Annotated in this window: 20 protein-coding genes and 1 pseudogene; 9 read left to right on the top strand and 12 right to left on the bottom strand. The window is 62.6% G+C overall.

Going from position 1 to position 18,111, the window contains the following annotated elements:
• Positions 1–46: 46 nt before the first annotated feature.
• The 5 genes and pseudogenes from BN2694_RS17845 to alaS all read right to left on the bottom strand — a co-directional run bounded on the left by BN2694_RS17845 (position 47) and on the right by alaS (position 8,084).
• Entirely contained in the window at positions 47–337 is a 291-nt protein-coding gene (locus tag BN2694_RS17845; RefSeq protein ID WP_244605490.1) for an SDR family NAD(P)-dependent oxidoreductase, read from the bottom strand.
• Positions 338–627: 290 nt separating this feature from the next.
• Positions 628–1,346 (bottom strand): annotated as a pseudogene (locus tag BN2694_RS15865) (IclR family transcriptional regulator).
• 168 nt (positions 1,347–1,514) lie between these two features.
• Positions 1,515–2,132 (bottom strand): rod-determining factor RdfA, encoded by a 618-nt coding sequence (gene rdfA, locus BN2694_RS15860; RefSeq protein ID WP_135667380.1) that lies wholly within the window; start codon positions 2,130–2,132, stop codon positions 1,515–1,517.
• Positions 2,133–2,178: 46 nt separating this feature from the next.
• The gene (locus tag BN2694_RS15855) at positions 2,179–4,140 is read right to left on the bottom strand and encodes an archaea-specific SMC-related protein (protein WP_135667378.1); all 1,962 of its coding nucleotides are present in this window, start codon (positions 4,138–4,140) and stop codon (positions 2,179–2,181) included.
• Positions 4,141–5,297: 1,157 nt separating this feature from the next.
• Positions 5,298–8,084 (bottom strand): alanine--tRNA ligase, encoded by a 2,787-nt coding sequence (gene alaS, locus BN2694_RS15850; RefSeq protein ID WP_135667376.1) that lies wholly within the window; start codon positions 8,082–8,084, stop codon positions 5,298–5,300.
• A gap of 116 nt (positions 8,085–8,200) precedes the next feature.
• Here alaS and BN2694_RS15845 point away from each other — a divergent pair, with 116 nt between their 5' ends.
• Complete coding sequence (locus tag BN2694_RS15845) at positions 8,201–8,704, top strand: TspO/MBR family protein (protein ID WP_135667374.1); 504 nt, start codon at positions 8,201–8,203, stop codon at positions 8,702–8,704.
• A 6-nt stretch (positions 8,705–8,710) separates the two neighbouring features.
• Here the strand turns inward: BN2694_RS15845 and BN2694_RS15840 are convergent, their stop codons facing one another.
• A complete protein-coding gene (locus BN2694_RS15840; protein WP_135667372.1) occupies positions 8,711–9,685 on the bottom strand; it encodes a replication factor C small subunit in 975 nt (324 codons plus the stop codon).
• A 92-nt stretch (positions 9,686–9,777) separates the two neighbouring features.
• Between BN2694_RS15840 and samp2 the strand changes: the two genes are divergently transcribed.
• Both samp2 and BN2694_RS15830 read left to right on the top strand, forming a co-directional pair.
• A complete protein-coding gene (gene samp2, locus BN2694_RS15835) occupies positions 9,778–9,978 on the top strand; it encodes a ubiquitin-like small modifier protein SAMP2 (RefSeq protein WP_135667370.1) in 201 nt (66 codons plus the stop codon).
• Positions 9,978–10,358 (top strand): GNAT family N-acetyltransferase, encoded by a 381-nt coding sequence (locus BN2694_RS15830; protein ID WP_135667368.1) that lies wholly within the window; start codon positions 9,978–9,980, stop codon positions 10,356–10,358. Before samp2 ends, BN2694_RS15830 begins: the two co-directional genes overlap by 1 nt.
• A 24-nt stretch (positions 10,359–10,382) precedes the next feature.
• Here BN2694_RS15830 and BN2694_RS15825 read toward each other — a convergent pair whose 3' ends face one another.
• The 3 genes from BN2694_RS15825 to larB form a co-directional block, all read right to left on the bottom strand.
• Positions 10,383–10,658: a GIY-YIG nuclease family protein gene (locus tag BN2694_RS15825; RefSeq protein ID WP_135667366.1), complete on the bottom strand. Its 276-nt coding sequence runs from the start codon at positions 10,656–10,658 to the stop codon at positions 10,383–10,385.
• 13 nt (positions 10,659–10,671) lie between these two features.
• A complete protein-coding gene (locus BN2694_RS17275; RefSeq protein ID WP_167880067.1) occupies positions 10,672–10,821 on the bottom strand; it encodes a DUF7563 family protein in 150 nt (49 codons plus the stop codon).
• A gap of 66 nt (positions 10,822–10,887) precedes the next feature.
• Positions 10,888–11,661: a nickel pincer cofactor biosynthesis protein LarB gene (larB, locus tag BN2694_RS15820; RefSeq protein ID WP_135667364.1), complete on the bottom strand. Its 774-nt coding sequence runs from the start codon at positions 11,659–11,661 to the stop codon at positions 10,888–10,890.
• A 235-nt stretch (positions 11,662–11,896) separates the two neighbouring features.
• Here larB and BN2694_RS15815 point away from each other — a divergent pair, with 235 nt between their 5' ends.
• The 3 genes from BN2694_RS15815 (at position 11,897) to glmM (ending at position 14,254) form a co-directional block, all read left to right on the top strand.
• Entirely contained in the window at positions 11,897–12,064 is a 168-nt protein-coding gene (locus tag BN2694_RS15815; protein ID WP_135667362.1) for a DUF1931 domain-containing protein, read from the top strand.
• 111 nt (positions 12,065–12,175) lie between these two features.
• On the top strand, positions 12,176–12,883 hold the full coding sequence (locus tag BN2694_RS15810) for a DUF2270 domain-containing protein (RefSeq protein WP_135667360.1): 708 nt from the start codon (positions 12,176–12,178) through the stop codon (positions 12,881–12,883).
• Positions 12,884–12,949: 66 nt separating this feature from the next.
• A complete protein-coding gene (gene glmM, locus BN2694_RS15805; RefSeq protein WP_135667358.1) occupies positions 12,950–14,254 on the top strand; it encodes a phosphoglucosamine mutase in 1,305 nt (434 codons plus the stop codon).
• A gap of 39 nt (positions 14,255–14,293) precedes the next feature.
• Here glmM and BN2694_RS18265 read toward each other — a convergent pair whose 3' ends face one another.
• The 3 genes from BN2694_RS18265 to BN2694_RS15795 all read right to left on the bottom strand — a co-directional run bounded on the left by BN2694_RS18265 (position 14,294) and on the right by BN2694_RS15795 (position 15,677).
• The gene (locus BN2694_RS18265; RefSeq protein WP_449272221.1) at positions 14,294–14,452 is read right to left on the bottom strand and encodes a DUF7563 family protein; all 159 of its coding nucleotides are present in this window, start codon (positions 14,450–14,452) and stop codon (positions 14,294–14,296) included.
• 170 nt (positions 14,453–14,622) lie between these two features.
• A complete protein-coding gene (locus BN2694_RS15800) occupies positions 14,623–15,201 on the bottom strand; it encodes a DUF7090 family protein (protein WP_135667356.1) in 579 nt (192 codons plus the stop codon).
• A 53-nt stretch (positions 15,202–15,254) separates the two neighbouring features.
• On the bottom strand, positions 15,255–15,677 hold the full coding sequence (locus tag BN2694_RS15795) for a DUF2391 domain-containing protein (protein WP_135667354.1): 423 nt from the start codon (positions 15,675–15,677) through the stop codon (positions 15,255–15,257).
• Between the two features lie 100 nt (positions 15,678–15,777).
• Here BN2694_RS15795 and BN2694_RS15790 point away from each other — a divergent pair, with 100 nt between their 5' ends.
• The 3 genes from BN2694_RS15790 to mptA all read left to right on the top strand — a co-directional run bounded on the left by BN2694_RS15790 (position 15,778) and on the right by mptA (position 18,073).
• Positions 15,778–16,458 (top strand): class I SAM-dependent methyltransferase, encoded by a 681-nt coding sequence (locus BN2694_RS15790; protein WP_135667353.1) that lies wholly within the window; start codon positions 15,778–15,780, stop codon positions 16,456–16,458.
• Positions 16,459–16,554: 96 nt separating this feature from the next.
• Positions 16,555–16,932, top strand: a complete 378-nt coding sequence (locus BN2694_RS15785; RefSeq protein ID WP_135667352.1) for an STAS/SEC14 domain-containing protein — start codon at positions 16,555–16,557, stop codon at positions 16,930–16,932.
• A 157-nt stretch (positions 16,933–17,089) separates the two neighbouring features.
• Complete coding sequence (gene mptA / locus BN2694_RS15780) at positions 17,090–18,073, top strand: GTP cyclohydrolase MptA (RefSeq protein ID WP_135667351.1); 984 nt, start codon at positions 17,090–17,092, stop codon at positions 18,071–18,073.
• Positions 18,074–18,111: the final 38 nt, after the last annotated feature.

The following is an 18,111-nucleotide window of genomic DNA, read 5'->3' as shown; positions in this document are numbered from 1 at the left end:
TCTACACCGACAGCGAGCCGTTGTATCCGTTCGGCTACGGTCTCTCCTACACAACCTTCGGGTACGGCGATCTGTCGATCGATGCCGTATCCGTCGGGCCGATGGCGTTGACCCGGATGTCCGTCGAGTGGCTGTGGGCCGTGTGCGCCAGCAACTCCCTGAACTTCGAGACGGCAGCCTTCCCGCCGGAGTAGGCGCAAATACTCGTCAGCGGCGTGAACGCGGTCATCGAGGAGTTGTTCCGGATGTGGCCCTCGCCCTGTTTGGCCATGTACTCGCCGACGGCCTGAGGCCAGCAGCGTGCCGAGAAAGTTGAGGTTGATGACGCTCTTTTCATCCTCGCCCGGAATTTCTGGACCTCCTCATCTGACGGGTGACCGAGAGATTGCGTCGTAGTCCGGCGATTCGACATCAGTGAACCTCGCTGTACGGTCGATAGCGGCGCCCTCTGGTGATCAATGACGTCTGGGTCTCCATCACATAACGCCAGTACCTCTGTTATTACGCTCTTACCACGAACGAACAGTCCGTGTTTGCACCAGAGCGGGACCTGCGGTGTGGCGTCTCTCGTTGGGGGATGACTCTTGAGTGGGATCACCGAATCGAGCGCGGACACGGGACCGGCGCTCAATCTCGGTAGTGGTTGCACTGCAGTTCGATCACGTTCTCGATGTCATGGGGCGTGTCCACCAGATCCGTCTCGATACGCTCATCGCTGAAACGGTGTTTCGGTCCCGCGACGGAGATCGCTGCGGGTCTATTCTCGGGTCCGAGATTCCGGATCGGGACGGCGACAGACCGGATGCCCTCGACTCCTCGTCATCGATGGAATAGCCCCGCTCGCGAACGGTGTTGGTCTCAGCCAGCAGCGCCTCGACGTCGGTGATCGTGTTCTCAGTGGCCGCCGGGAGTCCGTGTCGTTCGCCGATCGAGACGATCTCGTCGTCAGGCATCCGGGGGAGCAACGCTTTCCCCAGGGCCGTCCAGTGCAGCTTGGTGTGTTCACTGACCAGTGTGTTGTCCGAGATCCTCTCGACGGGTTGGTCCGATAGAGGCGCACGCGGCGGCCTCCCTCTTCGACCCATCGTCGCGACTTCTTCGCTCTTCCGCGACAGCTTATCGATCTGGGGGTGAGCTGCCAGATAGATATCGTGATCGGTGCGGGTCCGTCCGCCGAACTCGAGAAATCGGAGGCTGAGACGGTACGTACCATCGTCGGCGCGGATCACGGATCTGAGATCGTTGAGCGTCTGCAGATGGGCGGTGACGGTACTCGCCGACATATCCAGCTGCTCGGCGAGTTCCGTTACGGTACAACATGAATAATCGCGGAGGTTTTCGAGAATTGTGCACGGCAGTGACCCGATTGTCGGAGTCTACCGGCCCCCGTTCATTGCTCATATCGGGGCCCAATGACTGGGTAAGTTCAACGTTGTGCCAACGCGCCCGTGCCGCCCCATCTTCCCGGGACCGCTCCCGGTTGAGAAACCGAGGGCGTCGGTCGGTTTACCTGCTTAGTCGGTCGTACAGTCACACCCGCCGCGTTCGAGGAATTCGGCGATCTCGTACTGTGATCCGCACTCCGAACAGAGCACCTGCATGTCCAGAAACACCTCGAAGTCACCGACGTCGATCCGTCCCGTCTCGTCGAGATTCTCGACGCGTGTCTCTGCGATCGAGAGCGCCCGGGTCTGGAGACGTTGGATGACCTCGACGTCCTTCTCGATCTTCTCGGTGTCCGATATCCCCTCGTATTCTGCGCCGCGCCACTCTTTGAGATACGTGCGGACGGCCTGGTAGGTGACGAAGTCCTTCTCGACGGATTCGACGTCGACACCGTTTCGTTGCAACCGGTTGCGCGTATCAGTCTCGACGCCGGTACTCACTGCGTCGTCGGTCAGGTTGTGATAGATCGTCTCGATATCGTTCTCGAGTGTGCTCATCCCCGCTTCCAACAGCGCCTGTTCGAGGAGGCGCCTGTTCAACAAGTCGGCAAGATCACGCAGGCTCAGTCGGTCGTTGCCTTCGGCGGTCCAGCGTGCTTCCAGTTGCGCACCCATGCCGTCGAGGCCGTACTCCTCGATCACGCGTGCGACCTTACTCGACGGTCGGTTAGTCGGTGTTTCAGACATTGTGTCGGTCAGTGACTCCGATCGATCGCGGGCCTCGTTTCGTCGCTCAAATCGAGGTGATCCGTGTGTACTCGTCGTCCAGTGCCTGGGCGTCTTCCGGGAGGAGCGCGACCACGAGGAACGTAGCGAACTCGGCGAAGTACTCGACGAGTCGGGCGATACGGCTGGAGTCGATCGCCTCCAGGGAGTCCAACAGCATGAACGGAACCTCCTCGTAGAGGTCGTGGACCAGGTAGCCGGCAAGTGCGAAGACCAGTCCGGTTACTTCCCGTTCGCTCTCGCTGAGGTGGTCGATGGTGTCCTCGTACGCCACGCCGTTTTCGGTCGTCCGGACGACGTGCATCTCGAAGGTCGTCTGTCTGACTGTCTCCCTGCCCTCGCGGGTCGTCTCCTCGAGGCGCTCGATCCAGATCCGATCGAGGTTGTCGTACTTGAGGATCTCGAGGATCGCGTCCATGTGTTCGTTGAACGCCTCGACCGCCTCACTCTCGATCTGATCGACCTTCGTTCTGGTGTCTGCAAGCTCTTCGAGCAACCCTTCCCGTCGGTCTCGCAGTTCCTCGCCTTTCTCGACTAAGGACTCGACCTCTGTGATCTCCTCGGTCATGTCCTCCAGGTCTGACTCCAGGGAATCGAGCTCGAACTCCAGCTGGTTGGCCTCCCGGTGGAGTGTGAGGATCTCCTCGAAGTCCGCCGACTCGTACTCCTCGACCGTCTCCTCTAAGCGTTCTACCTCTTCAGTGAGCTCCTCGCGCTGTTCTTTCAGCGTGTCGATCCGCTGCTCGCGCTGGTCGATCTCGTCGTCGATCCCTTCGAGCTTTCGTTCGACCTCCTCGCGACGAGATTGTTTCTGTCTGACCTCCTGCTGTTCGTCCTTGTGGGACTCTAACTCGGATTTCACCTCGTTCAATTCCCGGACTTTCTGTTCGCGGAGGTCTTCGAGTCGCTGAATCGTCTCCTCGATCTGACTCCGATCGACCTGCGAGCCACACGTCCAGCAGACGACGGCTTCGTCCGCGTCTGCGAGCAACTGGTCCGTGAGCTCCCCGTCCGATCCGGCGCCGGAGTCGCCATCCAGGGTCTGGAGGATCTCGTAATCTTCGTCTTCCAGTCGGTCGTTGTTGTATGTGATGAGGCTCTGGAGATCGTTGATCTCGGCGTTGAGCGTCTGTCGCTGGTCCCGGAGCTGTTCGATCTGGCCCGCGAGTTGCTCGTGTTCTCCCATCGGCGCGGACGGAAGTTCGTCCAACTCGGTCTCCAGTTCCGTGCGCTCCTGCTTGAGCGATGCGATGCTGTCCCGCTGGGATTCGACGTTCCGTCTGACTGATTCGAGGTCGCTGCGAACTGATCGGAGATCCTCAAAGGACTGTTCGAGTTCCTCTTTGACGGCGAGGCTCTCCTCTAGATCGTTGCTACTCTCGTCGATCTCCCGTTCCTTTTCGGCCAGCTCTTCGCGTTTCTCTTCGATCTCGGATTCGAGAGACTGTCGACGCCGTTCGAGATCAGAGAGATCCTGTTTTCGGGATTCGATCGTCGCGAGTTCATCGTTGATCGACGCTTTCTCGTCGGTCAGCCGGTCGATCTTCTCTCGGATCTCCGCGATGTCGATCGGCCGCATGATGAGATCCCTGAGGTCGTCCCCACGGGCGACTGCCTGGCGGGCTTCGTTGGTCTCGTGGAGGAAGGCGAACAGCTCCGCGACGGTCGGATCATCGAGGTACCCTTCCCCCTCGAACAGTACTGAGTTCCCTGCTCGTTCGAGGGTGCGTTCGTATTCGGTCTCACCCAGCGTCAACTGAACGGATCCCTGGTCCGTGTTGGCCTTCAACGACGCCTGATCGCTTCCCATGGCTGCCATGATTGCCTGCAGAAACGACGTCCGGTTCGTCGCGTTCTCTCCCGTGAGTACGGTCACTCCAGGCGAAAACGCCACCGATGTCTCGGCGATCCCCCCCACGTTCTCGACGCTGAAAGCCGCTGTCTCCGGTATCGTTTCTGGAGTACTCATGTCTGGGTGAACCATTCATATATATTAAAGCGTTTTGAACAAACCTGTTGTCGGGACTGAATAGCAGCCCCCGTTTCTTTCGTAATCTCGGAGCGCGTTTTTGACCGCGGTCGAACGGATGACGTTACGACTGTCTGCTGTGATCGCTCACCTGTGCTATATCTGTGAACTGTTTCTCCGGTATCAATCGGGTCACTGTCTGGATCTCCCGGCGTCCGCTGTCCATACGATCGTCGTCCTTTCTCTTGGGACGACTGCTCGGTGCGGTGGTCTGTCGGAAGCCTCGCGTCCGCGGGTGGATAACACGATATTCCCACAAGCAAAGGCCGCGCTTCCCACCGCGGCAGACTGGTGACCCCTCTCCTCTTCGTGACTTGACTGGCTGAAAAGAAGTCACAAGAAGATTAAAGGTTATACGAAGTATAGATTTTCATATGGTTATTTTACTCTTTTCTACTTTCTCACTTTTCCTTCACTATTTCGTTATATAATAGAGTATTCGTCAATAAAATAGCTGTATATAGGAAGTATATTTAATATATGGTTTATATTGGATATTGTTTAGTTTTGTGCCATTACTTGATTTCTTCTGGGATCAGTAACCCTTCTCGTTTGAATCAGTCGTAGGTCTCATTGTAAAAATGTATTCAAGTGGCTTCAGGGGTCATAGATGCAAACTATCTATTCGATTCGGGTGACCGTGATACCGAACATATGGTTAATTTGACAAATTGTTGGGTCAAAAGTATATATATATTCCTTCTATATATTAATCTTTACAATAGGCTAGTTCAGGTATCGGTGAAGCGATCCCACAGCAGAACGTGAGTAGGTGTCCTAGCAGCTACTTGGCGGTATGTGGGCGACGCGACAGGCGGGACCGGCCAGCGACAGAACAGAAGTCCGTACAGGCCGCCACTCGGGACCTGGGTAAAGAAAGGTGGAGCGGCGACGAGAGGTGGGATTTAGTGTCGAAGCCGGGGGGATATTCGTCGTGCCTCTGACAGTCGCGACGAGCGGTTCTGGGTCAGTGTGTCGACCCATGCCACCGTTAGTGGCCGGTACTTGTAAAACGGGGATACTGTTTTCTGAACGTGAACAAGCTCGGGTCGTGTCCGGCACTCCCGTACCGGGATGGCGTCTCAAGGCCGAAACCGTCAGGTACTCTTGACCTGGCGCAGGACTTCGGGGGCTGATTCGAGTGCCTCATCGAGTGCGTCGGCGTCCGGACCGCCGCCCTGTGCGAAGTCCGCCGGACCGCCGCCGCCGCCGCCGACACGATCGGCGAGTTCGCTCACGACTGCACCGGCGTCGACACCAGTGTCCTCGGGGGCGGCGACGACGAACCGTGCGCCGTCGGCGGCCGAGCCGACGACGGCGACCGAGCCGTCCTCGGCGATCGCGTTTGCGGTCGCCCGCAATTCTTCCATTCCGCCGTCGACCTGCTGGATGACTGCCTTCGTTCCGTCGAGATCGACTGTTTCGCCGTCGTTGGCCTCCGTCGCCCGGACTTCGGCCAGTTCCTGTTGTAGCTGTTCGATCTCTTTGCCGCGGGCTTTCCACTCCTCGAAGAACCGTTCGGCCGTCACGGGGACATCTTCTGGGTCCACGTCGAGGATCTCCGCCGCCTTGTAGAGGGCATTTTCAGTCCGCTGGGTGGCCTCAATGGCTGCTTCCCCAGCTGCGAAGGTCAGCCGGACGACGCCGTCCTGAATGCGCTCGGTCGAGAGGAGCTTGATCGTCCCGATGTCACCCGTTCGAGAGACGTGGGTCCCCCCGCAGGCCTGGACGTCCTCGTCGACCTGGACGATCCGGATCTGCTCGCCCTCTGGGATGCCGCCCTGGTAGAGGTCGAACCCGTACTCGGCCTCCGCCTCGTGGCGGTCGGGCCACTTCTGGGTCACCTGCCCGTTATCGGTGACGATGTCGTTGGCGACCCGTTCGATCTCCGTGACTTCCTCGCGAGTGACCGGCTCGTAGTGACGGACGTCGATCCGGGCCGAGTCGGTCCCTTTCTGTGCGCCGGCCTGCCTGACGTGTTCGCCCAGCACCTGCCGCGCAGCGTGGACGACGACGTGGGTGGCGGTGTGGTGTTGCATCAGCCGGCGACGGCGTGTGCTGTCTACCGTCCCCCGGACGAAGTCACCTGTCCCGGGATCAGCGTCCGTCCGGTGGACGATCACGCCATCGTGGATCTGGACGTCACTCACCTCGGCGGTGACGTCTTCTGTCGAGAGCGTTCCGTGGTCTGCCGGTTGGCCCCCGCCCTCGGGGTAGAACATCGTCTGGTCGAGCACCACGTCGTACTCGCCGTCCTCGCGTTCGAAGACCTCGAGGACGACCGCCTCGAACTCCATGCGCTCCTGGTCGTCGTAGTAGAGACGGTCCGTTTCCGGGAGGTCGGCGAGTCGGTCCGCGTACGGCGTCGACTCGTCGTCGACACCCGCCTCGGCGTCGCCCGCCTCGTGGCGCTGGGCGACCGCCGAGTAAAAGTCCTCGGGGACGTCCACTGCGACCCCGCGATCGGACGCGATCTCAGCGACCATGTCCGGCTGGATGCCGTGGCTGTCGTACAGTTCGACGAGTTCTTCCCCCGGGATCGGATCGTCGCTCCCGGCGTACTCTTCGGACAACTGTTCGACCCGTCGGCGTCCGCGTTCGAGGGTTTCGCGGTATCGTTCGACTTCCGTGCGAACGACGTCCCGGATCGTATCGCGGTTCGAATAGCCCAGGCGCTCGGCCTGCATATCGACGAGTTCGTCCATCGGGGCGTCGACACCGATGTCGTCGACCAGGCGCTTGGTGCGCCGCAGGACCATCCGCGCCAGATAGCCTGTCCCGACGTTGCTCGGGACGATCCCGTCCCCGAGCATGTACGCGAGCGTCCGGGAGTGATCGGCGATGGCGTAGATCGATTCGAGCGGCTCGACCAATTCGCGGAGGCGATCGGTCTCGACGCCGATCTCCGCGGCGATATCGTCCCGTGCCGCCTCGACATCTTCGGCCTCGTCGATGTCCATCCGCCCGGCGAGTTTCGCGGCCCGGTGGACGATCTCCTCCTCGTCGTCAGCGTGATCGATCCCCGCGTTGTCGGTGAGAAAGTCGATCATGTCGGGGTAGACGGCCTCGTATACCGTGGGCGTGCCCTGAGAGACCCACGTCCATCGTTCGAGCCCGTAGCCCGTGTCGACGACGTAGGTGTCCATCGGGCTGTAGCGGTTGCCGTCCTTCATCTCGTAGTCCCCGTCGGGATCGGCCTCGAACTGCATGAACACGAGCGTCGCCAGTTCGGCCCCCTTGTAGATCACTTCGAAGGCCGGGCCGGCGTTGCCGCCGCCGACCCAGGGATCCTCGATCAGGGTGACTTCGGCCGGATCGGCCCCCAGCTCCTCGAACAACTCCATGCAGTAGCGGACCGTCTCTTCTTTCCAGTAGACCTCGCCCTCGTAGGCGTACTCGCCTTCGGCCTCTTCGCGGGCGTTGAACGCGTGGTGGGCCATCATTTCGAAGGCCATGGTGTGTCGTCCCGTGACGCCGACGTTGTCGATGTCCTGCATTCGGATGCAGGGCTGGCTGATCGCCAGGGGGTTAGCTGGCGGTGGCGTCGTCCCCGACGTGACCAGCGGCTGGAAATCGTAGATCGAAGCCTGCGTCAGCAGGACGTCCTCACGCCAGCGATTGGCCGCGACTGGATACGGTTCGATCCGCTCGTGGTCGCGTTCCTCGAAAAACGAGAGAAACGCCTCACGCATCTCGCCCAGTTCGAACTCTTCATCGAAGCCGGCGTCGTCGATGAAGCTGTACTCGTCACACGGCGGCTCACCGCAGGTCTCCTGCTCGGGGTCGAGCGTCCAGAAGTGATCCTCACACTCCGAACACTGTCTGCGTTGGAACCCGTGCTCCTCGAAATAGTCGAGCCGGTATTCCTCCTCGAGGTCGCTCATTCGTTGGGTTAGTGTGGCCCGTCCGAGCCTAAATCAGTTCCGAAGGGGGCCTTCGGCCCGTTCTGACCGTCTCAGCCCCGGAAACGGTTTCTGCACTCGCTTCGATACCCGTCGGTATGGACGCCAGACACCTGTGGACGCTTCCGGACCGTCGCCCGCGGACGTCGTTGCTGGCGAGCGTTCTCGCCTGTGAATTCGTCGGCGCGAGCGGGAGCGTCTTCACTGTGATGGGGCTTGGCGCGTGGTACGACGACCTTGCGAAACCGTGGTTCAATCCACCGTCGTGGGTGTTCGGACCCGTCTGGACGCTCCTGTTCGCGCTCATGGGCGTGGCCCTCTGGCTCGTCTGGCGGGCCGACGTGACTACGCGTCCGGTCCGGATCGCCCTGCTCGCGTTCGCCGGGCAGTTCGTCCTGAACATCGCGTGGTCGGCAGCCTTCTTCGGCGCGAAATCGCCGGTGCTCGGCCTCCTCGTGATCACCGCGCTATGGCTCGCCATCGTTGGAACGATCGTCGCGTTCGATCGCGTCGACCGTCGCGCCGCCCTGCTGCTGGTCCCGTACCTCGCGTGGGTGTCCTTCGCTGCCGTCCTGAACGCGAGCCTGTGGTGGCTCAACTGAGAAATTTTAGTCGTCTTCAAGCGCCAGCGACGCCAGCAGCGCTTCGAGTTGAATCCGCTCGCTTGCGCCCTCCGTGATGCGGTAGTCGGCTTCGCCGACCCGATCGAGGATCCGTACCGCGGCGTCGTCCTCGAGCCCGAACTCCCAGACTGAGCGGTGCAATTGATCGATGATGTCTCCCCCGGCGATGCCTTCCTCGGTCAGCAGGGTGTCGAGTTGGGATCGGGCAGCCGTGAAGTCCCCGTCGAGGGCGCGTTCGACCATCTCGCGGATGTCCTCTGGCCGGGCGGTCGAGGTGATCTCGAAGACCGCTTCCTCGTCGACTCGATCCCCGGACATCGAGGCGGCCTGCAGGCCGTTGATCGCCTTGCGCATATCGCCACCGGCGACGTACACCAGCGCGTCCATGCCCTCGTCGGTGATCTCGATGCGCTCCTCGCTGGCGATCGTTCGGATCGTCTCCGCGACCGCTTTGTCTGCCAGTGGCGAAAAGCGGAAGACGGCACATCGGGACTGGATCGGATCGATGATCTGACTGGAGTAGTTACACGAGAGGATAAAGCGGACGTTGTTCGAGAACTGCTCCATCGTCCGGCGAAGCGCTGACTGAGCGTCCGAAGTAAGTGCGTCGGCCTCGTCGAGAAATATAATCCGGTAGTCATGGCCGCCAAAAGAAGTGCGCGCAAAGGACTTCACCCGGTCGCGCACGACGTCGATCCCGCGCTCGTCGCTGGCGTTGAGTTCGAGGAAGTTCTCTTCCCACTCGTCGCCGTACAGTTCCTTGGCGATGGCCATGGCGGCAGTAGTTTTCCCCGTCCCCGCCGGGCCGGCAAAGAGCATGTGACTCAGATCGTCCCGGGCGACGTAACTCCGGAGCCGGTCGACGATCGCTTCGTGTCCTGCGATGTCTTCGAGTGACTGGGGGCGGTACTTCTCGATCCAGACTTCCCCCCGACCCGCTTGGGCAGGCTCGCTGCTCATGACTGGCACGTCAGTCCCGACCGGGATAAAGTCCCCGAGAAGGAACCGTCGGCGCCCGAAGCGCTCATGTCTGTCCGGGCGAACCCACAGGTATGCGCGTCACGGTCGAGGTCGTCGGCGAGGGCGAACGCGACGTGGAGGTCGATACGGGAGCGACCTACGCGGATCTGCTCGCTGGAGTCGAGGTCAGCCCCCACGAGGCGACGGTACTGGTCGACGGCCAACCAGTTCCGGAGGACGGCGACGTCGATGTCGATCGGGTGCAAGTCCTGCGAGTCGTTAAAGGCGGGTGATGGATGTCGTCGTCCGGACGGCTGACGGCGATGATCTCGTTGCCGTCCTGAACGTTCTCGACGGGGCGGCGCTGGCGACCGACTACGCGCGCGTTCGCGACCGGGTGCGGGCAGAAGACGTGATCGTGGCCGGCCCTGCGGGCGATCCCGGGCGCGTTCTCGGCGCGTGTGTTCTGGACGGTGCGGAGATCGTAGCAGTTGCTGTCCGTCGTCGGCGCCGTGATCGGGGTATCGGTTCCGCCCTGATCGCGACGGCGGCCCGCGACCGCGAGCGATTGATTGCCGAATGTGACGCCGACGCGGTCCCGTTCTATGAGTCTCTGGGATTCGATGTTCGCCCACTCCCGGCGGGGCGGTACGTGGGTGTTTTGGAGACGTGAACGTCGCCACGGCCCTCCGGACGTTCAGCGGTGGTCGGCATCGACGGCCGAGCCGTCGATCAGCGATTCCTTTTGGGCTCTCGTGAGCTGTTTGATCTCGTACTCCCGCGTTTGGGCGGCCGAACGGCTCTCGAAGCGCTCCAGGTGGACCAGTTCGACGGGGGTGCGGCCGCGGGTGTATTTTGCGCCGTCGCCAGCGTTGTGTTCGCGGACTCGACGCTCGGGTTCGGTCGTGTAGCCGGTGTACAGTGTGTCGTCGGCACACTGGAGGACGTACACGTAGTGGGCGGGCTGGGACATCTATCGGGGGGAGTCAGGCATTGATGGCGCGCCGTTGGGCCGTCTCCGCGATCCCGGCATTGGCGGCACAGTCGGGACAGGCCAGCAGTCGTCCCTTCGCGTCGCCAAACACTCTCGCGAAACTTTCGGAGACGTGCGCACCACAGTGGTTGCAATCTGGCATTGGGCACCGTCAGCCGCGAAGGCTAACACATGAGATACGTGATCAATCCACATGAACGGTCGGTCCCTACGAAGTATTGCCGCGGGCCGCGTCGATTCGACGAGCGATGAGGCCAGCCTGGGCGCCAGCGGTGAAGCCGGCGTCGACGTTGACGACCGACAGCGCCGTACAGGACTGTAACATCCCCGACAGCGCCGCCTCGCCCTCGCCGCCGTGACCGTAGCCCGTCGAGACCGGCAGACCCATCACCGGCATATCGAGCAGTCCGGCGACGACAGTCGGGAGTGCCCCTTCCCGGCCGGCGGCGACGATCACCACGTCCAGCTCCCGGAGTTCTTCGAGTCGGTCGAGCAAACGGGCGATGCTCGCCACGCCCACATCCTCGAGACGGTAGATTCGTGCACCCATCTCGCCGGCGATCGCGACCGCCTCACCGGCGGGCACGGCGTCGGAAGTCCCCGCGGTGACGACGCCGATGGTCGCGTCCAGGTGCGGCGGCTCGAAGTTCGGACCGTGCGCGACCAGGACGTTCGAGCGGTCGTTCCACCGGAGCGTTGCCTCGGGATGGTCCCCGTCGAGTCGGCGGCGGATCGCCGCTACCTGCTCGTCGTCGATCCGGGTCGCGATCGCTCGACCGGTGGTCTCGACCGCCGTCGCGGCCAGCGATGCGACTTCCATTGGCGTCTTGCCGTCGCCCAGGATCGCCTCCGGGACGCCGGCCCGGGATCGCCGGGCGGCGTCGAAGCGTCCGCCGTCGTTGTCGGCGTAGCCGGCCAGTCGGGCCTGTGCGGCCGCGACACTCAGTTCACCCGCGGCCAGGGCTTCGAGAGTTTCACGCATGCGCATCCGTCAGAGTCGGAGCTACTCTTACCCATTGATCGGTGCCGGGCGTCGCCGCCGTCGACCTCTGTGAGAGCATCAACCACGTATCGTTGGTCACTTCTCAGTCTCGCCGGTCGTACGGGTCGTTCGGACGATCGACGAACCGTCTCCCCGGCTCAGACCCCCTTCAGCCCCGCCGAGAGCGGATGGAATTGGGAACGTTTATAAACAACCCATCGGAACACATCCCTGTATGGCAGACCTAATCGTCAAAGCCGCCGTCAAGGAAGCGCTCGATGATATGAACGTCGCCTCGGACTTCTACGGTGCCCTCGACGAGGAAGTCGAGGAACTGCTCGAGGACGCCGCCCGACGCGCCGAGGAGAACGACCGCAAGACCGTCCAGCCGCGCGACCTGTAAGCCGCGAGCTGTCTCGGTTTTTCGGCTGCTACAGTCCCTAGTGGCAACTATCGGGATCGATCGGTGTCCCCCGGCAGTCGGTTTTACCAGTCTTCCGGTGAAACGGCACCCATGGCAACGCCACCTGAAGATTTCGACCCGGAATCGCCGGCAGAACGGGAGGTCGCCGGGGAGGCAGCGACCGACCGGTCGGACTTCCTCTCGTTGATGGGCCACGCCTACCGCGGCGAACTCGGACGGACGACCGCCTGGCGGACGCGGATCGACCGGACTACCAACTGGGCGGTCGTACTGACGGCGACGCTGCTCACGTGGGCGTTCTCGGGCGACTCGCGACCGCATTACGTCCTGCTGGTCGGCATGGGGATGATGGTCGTCTTCCTGGGGATCGAGGCACGTCGATATCGTATCTACGATGTCTGGCGATCCCGGGTGCGTCTCTTCGAGGAGAACGTCTTCGCCAACGCGCTCGATCCGGAGGGCGCCGAGCAACCCGACTGGCGGGAACTGTTGAGCGAGGACCTGCGGGAGCCAACCATCAAGACGCCGGCCAGAGAGGCGATCGCGCGCCGACTCCGGCGTGTATATGCCCCCCTGCTCTCGGTACTGCTTGCCGCCTGGATCATCCGGCTGACTGTCTTCGCTGACTCTACGAAGGGGCCGGTCGGCACAGCGGCAGTCGGCGGCGTTCCGGGGACAGCAGTCCTCGTGATCGTCGGTCTCTTTTATGTCTGTATGGTGATGTTGGTACTCTGGCCAGCTTCACGGCAGGCGAAAGGGGAACTCGGCGAGGAAGCCGACACCGACAAGTGGCGCTAGACGTCGAGCGGTCATCGGCCCCGGAAACGACGGGCGATTTTTGTATCCAGTCGCCGAGGGTCCGCTATGTTCGGAACGAGCGGCATTCGCGGGCCGGTCGGCGAGACGATCACTGCCGAGCTGGCATTGCGGGTCGGACGCGCACTTGGCGTCGAGGCGGATCGGGTGGTCGTCGGCCGTGACCCACGGGAGAGCGGTGAAGTCCTGCTGGACGTACTCACTGCCAGTCTCAGGGAGTCCGGAACCGACGTGATCGACCTCGGGCTGGCGGCGACGCCGACGGTCGCCAGGGCAGTCCGCTGGGAGGGAGCCGACGCCGGCGCTGTGGTCACGGCCTCACATAACCCACCGCCCGACAACGGGATCAAACTCTGGCAACCGACGACTCAAGCGTTCGACGCGCCGCGCCAGGAGGAACTCGCTCGGCGGATCGACGACGGCGTCACGGACTTGCGACCGTGGGACGCGATCGGCGACTGCGAGCGTCGTGATGCCACTTCCGAACACGTCCAAGCCATTCTCGACGCCGTCGACGTGGCTGATCCACCCGAAGTCGTCCTGGATCTGGGCAACGGTGCCGGCGGCGTCAGTGCCAGGGCGCTCTCGGCGCTGGGCTGTGACTTCGAGACGTTGAACGCCCAGCCCGACGGCTCGTTCCCGGGTCGACTGAGCGAACCAACTGCCGAACACTGCCAGTCGCTGGCGTCACTCGCTGGCGAGTCGGGGGTCGTCGGGATCGCCCACGATGGCGACGCCGACCGGATGCGTGCGGCCACCGAGAACGGCGAGTTCGTCAGCGGCGACACGTTACTGGCGATTTTGGCACGTGAGGCAGCCCAACCGGGCGAGAAGATCGCCGCACCGCTGAACACCAGCCTCGCGGTCGACGATTACCTCGCCCGCGAGGACATCGCCGTCGAGCGGACGCGAGTCGGTGACGTCTACGTCGCCGAGCGAGCCAGCGACCCGGACGTGGTCTTTGGCGGCGAGCCAAGCGGCGCCTGGATCTGGCCGGACGTGGCGCTGTGCCCGGACGGTCCACTCGCAGCCGCGAAACTTGTCGAACTCGTCGCCGAGCGACCCCTCAGCGAGCGGGTTGCCGAGGTCGAGCGCTATCCGATCCAGCGCGACAGCGTCGAGGTCGAGGAGAAAGCTGCGGTGATGGAACGCGTCCGCGAGCAGGTCCGACCGACCTACGAGGACGTCACGACGCTTGACGGCGTGCGCGTGGATCTCGGTGACGGCTGGTTTCTCGTCCGTGCGAGCGGAACACAGCCGCTGATACGTATTACGGCAGAAGCCCGGGAGCCGGCACGCGCCCGGGTGATATTCGAAGAGGCAAGCGGGATCGTCACGGACGCACTCCCGTGACGGGAGGGCTCCCATCGGATCGGGATATTGATCGCCGGTCTACCCTCGCCGCGTCGAGCGCGCTTCCCTGACGTCCGCGCCGTCGCGTATCTTGTCCTCACACTGGGGACACACCCGCGGTTGGTCCACACCGTTGGGCGTGAAAACACGAGCGTATGCAGCGGTTACGAACGAACCGCAGTTCTGGCATTCCGGCATACATACGTTCTGTGTATGTCCCGAACCTTAACTATTGGTGATAGTGAATGTGGTATTGTGTCACGGGTATTGTTAGCAATAAGCGGACGTTCACATCTCTCATTTCGCCAGTCTCAGGACAGAATCGGACGGGATTCGATGCTTCGGCGGTCCGTCCACGATCCCGGTGTTCAGAACGTGGCTGTCGTCGTTCCGTCGGGATCGAGGTCCACCACGCCGTTGAATCGCTCGCGGAACTCGGAGACGACCTCCTCGTCGTGGACGCCGCCGGCCAGGTGAAAGAGGCCGACAGCGTCGTGTTCGCCCAGGAGGGCCAGGAGTTCTTCGGCGGCCCCAATCGTCCGTTCGACGTCGGTGTAATAGATCAACTCAGTCAGCGAATCCAAACTGATCCGCCGCCTGCCCTCCGTTTCCTTGAGGAACTGACGGGTCTGCTCGACGATCCCATCCAGATCGTCGGGTGCGGAGACGTACCTGACGTCGTCACTTTGGCGACGGGTGTATCCGCGTTCGACAGAGAGGGCGTCCAGGATCGTGGCTTTCGACTCTTCGACCTCGTAGTGTTCGAGCTTCTGGGTGACCTCCCGCGCGCTCGTCCGCGTGGAGATGACCAGAAATCGGTCGGTATCGGTTTTGAGGAAATCGGTGTCGACGCGGTCGGTCTCGGCGGTACTTGGGTGGACCAACAGCACGCCCGTCCCGGCCGGGATCGTTTCCGGTGCACCGTCGACCGCTAGCGCGTAGTCCATCTCTGTCCTGAGAGGGGATTGGCTAACTCTTAAGCATGCTGGCTCGATTCGATTCAGAAGATGCTATCGGCCGTCGCGGCCCCGACGACGCTGAAAATCGCGCCCACGCTGATCACCTTGAGCGTGGTCGCGACCTGGGTGGCCGTCCTCTCGCCACTGAGGAACGACGCCGGCGCGTTCAACAGCAACGCCAGCACCGCGACCGATCCGAACGCGACACCGAGCAGGGAGAGAAACCGCACGGGCAGGCCCGCCACCTCCGCCTCGGTGTCGGGATCGCGGCCGTCGTCGGCCTGGTAGAGCGCGCCGTACCCGATGATGGCGACGAGGATCGCCGTCGCCATCCCGTGCCAGATCGTCATTTCCCCGGCCAGGCCCCACACCTCTTCGGTGACGACGAACGGCCCCGCCAGCAGGAACCCGCCGACGATCTGCTGGGCCGTGTCCGCGAGCCGGTAGCGCCTTCGCCGTGCCATGGGTCTCCTCCGCGGGCGAGCCGGTTGAATCTTTCCGGACGAAGACTGAATTTCCGGACGAAGACGAACTGGTTTTGGTCACCCCGTCCCGAGGGGAGATATGAGCGTCAGCGACGCCTTCGACGAGTGGGCCGAAGACGGCCGCGACCAGGGGATGGAACAACGCCACTGGCACACCGCCAAACACGCCTTAGAGCGCATGCCCGTCGAGGACGGCGACGTGGTACTGGATCTGGGTTGTGGCAGCGGTTACGCCGCCCGCGCCCTGCGAGGCGTTGGCGGTGCCGGTCGGGCCTACGGCCTGGACGGAGCGGTGCAGATGGCCAATAACGCCAGTTCTTACACCGAAGACTCCCGTGTGGGATTCATGGTCGGGGACTTCGAGTCTCTGCCCTTCGAGACCGACAGCGTCGATCACGCCTTCTCGATGGAGGCTATCTACTATGCGGGCAATCCAGTCGACGCCCTCCGGGAACTCCACCGCGTCCTGGGGTCGGGCGGGACGTTCTATTGTGCGGTCGACTACGTCGCCGATAACCCACACACGGCCGAGTGGGACGAGTATGTCGACATCGAGATGACTCGCTGGTCACGGGCGGAGTACCGCGAGGCCTTCCGGGAGGCGGGCTTTCACGTCGCCGAGCAGGACCGTATTCCCGACGAGGAAGTCGAGATTCCACCCGCCGATGCGTTCCCGACGGAGGACTGGGAGTCCAGGGACGCGATGGTCGAACACTACCGCGAGCACGGCACGCTGTTGACCGTCGGCGTCGTCCCCTGAGGACGACCGACAGGACTGCGGACCCATTATCGATCCCTGTATACCCCATCTATTGGGTAGACGATGGATGTGCCTCCCACGGATATTACGATCCGCATGGCAACCCAGAAAAGCGCAGACTGGGAGTTCTACGCCGACGATGGCGTTATCATCGGTGAATTCCCGGAAGCGACGGAGTTGACTGGTCCGGAGAGCGACAAGATGGTCGCAGCGTTCACCGATTTGCTGGAACGATCCGACACCGATTCCCACGTGACGATCCTCCGATCTAGCGAACCGTACTCGAAGGAGGGGCAGGAAAACCTGCGGCAGTCTGCACTCGCGAGCGTCGATCACGGCGTTACTCGCTGGGCAGTCGTCGCCGATGGCACGAAGAAACTGACGATGAAGACGACGGTAGATGTCGAGGGTCTCACTGTCGAGGCCTTCGACCTGGAGGAAACCGATGCGGCAATCGAGTGGGCCCGGAATTGATATCTACTGATCGAATCTCCGTCGGCGTTCCGGTCTCCTAACGGAGATGTGGGACGTTGCTCTCTACCGACAGGCGACTAACGGCGGGAGTCAGATGCGTGGCCAGCACCACCCCTTCCGTAAGCCCTAACCGCGATTCAACCCTACAACGAGGCGAATGAGTCACCAACTTCCGGACACGCAGGCAGACAGTCCGGACGTCACCGTCGGGTTGAACCGCGTTGGCGTCACCGGCGTCGAGAAGTTGCTGAAGATCGCCCGCGAGGATCGCCGCCCGATCGTCCTGATGGCCGAATTCGACGTCTTCGTCGACCTGCCGGACTGGCGAAAGGGTGCTGACATGAGCCGGAACATGGAGGTCGTCGACGAGACCTTAGAGACGGCCGTCGAGGAGACGAACTACCGCGTCGAGGACGTCTGTGGCGACGCCGCCGAGCGACTGCTTTCGAAGCACGACTATACCGACCGGGCGGAGGTTCGGATGGATGCGGAGTACGTCAGCCGCGACCAAACGCCAGCGACGGACAAGCCGACCCAGAGCACCGCCGACATCGTCGCGAGCGCGACCGCGACCGAGGAGGGCACGCGCGAGGAGATCGGTGCCCGCGTCACCGGCATGACGGTCTGTCCCTGCTCGCAGGGGATGAGCGAGGCCCGCGCCCGCGAGACGCTCTTCGATCTGGGCGTCGAGGAGGAAACGGTCGAGGAATTCCTCGAAGAAGTCCCCCAGCCGGGCCACTCCCAGCGCGGTCACGCGACGCTCACCGTCGAGTGTGATGGCTCGCCCGGTGTCGATCTCCGGAACCTCATCGAGATCGCTCGCGAGTCGATGAGCGCCCGGATTTACAACCTCGCGAAGCGACCCGACGAGGACCACATGACCTACGAGGCCCACTCAGACGCCAAGTTCGTCGAGGACTGCGTCCGGTCGATGGCCGAGGGCGTCGTCGATCGCTTCCCCGAGATGGACGACGACGCCGTGGTCCGGATGGAACAATCCAACGACGAATCGATCCACCAGCACAACGCCCACGCCGAGCGGCTCGCTCGCTTCTCCGATCTAAAGGCGGAGATCGACGGCGCTGGCGAGGGGCCGGCGGGCAATCCCGAACCGCGGACGAACGGTGCCGGCGGACTGTAACGCGGACTGTTCGCTCCGTCGGTTCGGTCTTCGTCGTT

It is taken from the genome of Halorhabdus rudnickae (assembly GCF_900880625.1).
GTDB classification, from domain to species: Archaea; Halobacteriota; Halobacteria; order Halobacteriales; family Haloarculaceae; genus Halorhabdus; species Halorhabdus rudnickae.
This window is presented reverse-complemented; position numbering and strand designations above follow the sequence as displayed.

Excerpts from the sequence above, each read along its gene's own strand:
- BN2694_RS17845 (WP_244605490.1), bottom strand. The coding sequence starts at position 337 with ATGAAAAGAGCGTCATCAACCTCAACTTTCTCGGCACGCTGCTGGCCT.
- rdfA (WP_135667380.1), bottom strand. The coding sequence starts at position 2,132 with ATGTCTGAAACACCGACTAACCGACCGTCGAGTAAGGTCGCACGCGTG.
- BN2694_RS15855 (WP_135667378.1), bottom strand. The coding sequence starts at position 4,140 with ATGAGTACTCCAGAAACGATACCGGAGACAGCGGCTTTCAGCGTCGAG.
- alaS (WP_135667376.1), bottom strand. The coding sequence starts at position 8,084 with ATGAGCGACCTCGAGGAGGAATACCGGCTCGACTATTTCGAGGAGCAC.
- BN2694_RS15845 (WP_135667374.1), top strand. The coding sequence starts at position 8,201 with ATGGACGCCAGACACCTGTGGACGCTTCCGGACCGTCGCCCGCGGACG.
- BN2694_RS15840 (WP_135667372.1), bottom strand. The coding sequence starts at position 9,685 with ATGAGCAGCGAGCCTGCCCAAGCGGGTCGGGGGGAAGTCTGGATCGAG.
- samp2 (WP_135667370.1), top strand. The coding sequence starts at position 9,778 with ATGCGCGTCACGGTCGAGGTCGTCGGCGAGGGCGAACGCGACGTGGAG.
- BN2694_RS15830 (WP_135667368.1), top strand. The coding sequence starts at position 9,978 with ATGGATGTCGTCGTCCGGACGGCTGACGGCGATGATCTCGTTGCCGTC.
- BN2694_RS15825 (WP_135667366.1), bottom strand. The coding sequence starts at position 10,658 with ATGTCCCAGCCCGCCCACTACGTGTACGTCCTCCAGTGTGCCGACGAC.
- BN2694_RS17275 (WP_167880067.1), bottom strand. The coding sequence starts at position 10,821 with ATGCCAGATTGCAACCACTGTGGTGCGCACGTCTCCGAAAGTTTCGCG.
- larB (WP_135667364.1), bottom strand. The coding sequence starts at position 11,661 with ATGCGTGAAACTCTCGAAGCCCTGGCCGCGGGTGAACTGAGTGTCGCG.
- BN2694_RS15815 (WP_135667362.1), top strand. The coding sequence starts at position 11,897 with ATGGCAGACCTAATCGTCAAAGCCGCCGTCAAGGAAGCGCTCGATGAT.
- BN2694_RS15810 (WP_135667360.1), top strand. The coding sequence starts at position 12,176 with ATGGCAACGCCACCTGAAGATTTCGACCCGGAATCGCCGGCAGAACGG.
- glmM (WP_135667358.1), top strand. The coding sequence starts at position 12,950 with ATGTTCGGAACGAGCGGCATTCGCGGGCCGGTCGGCGAGACGATCACT.
- BN2694_RS18265 (WP_449272221.1), bottom strand. The coding sequence starts at position 14,452 with ATGCCGGAATGCCAGAACTGCGGTTCGTTCGTAACCGCTGCATACGCT.
- BN2694_RS15800 (WP_135667356.1), bottom strand. The coding sequence starts at position 15,201 with ATGGACTACGCGCTAGCGGTCGACGGTGCACCGGAAACGATCCCGGCC.
- BN2694_RS15795 (WP_135667354.1), bottom strand. The coding sequence starts at position 15,677 with ATGGCACGGCGAAGGCGCTACCGGCTCGCGGACACGGCCCAGCAGATC.
- BN2694_RS15790 (WP_135667353.1), top strand. The coding sequence starts at position 15,778 with ATGAGCGTCAGCGACGCCTTCGACGAGTGGGCCGAAGACGGCCGCGAC.
- BN2694_RS15785 (WP_135667352.1), top strand. The coding sequence starts at position 16,555 with ATGGCAACCCAGAAAAGCGCAGACTGGGAGTTCTACGCCGACGATGGC.
- mptA (WP_135667351.1), top strand. The coding sequence starts at position 17,090 with ATGAGTCACCAACTTCCGGACACGCAGGCAGACAGTCCGGACGTCACC.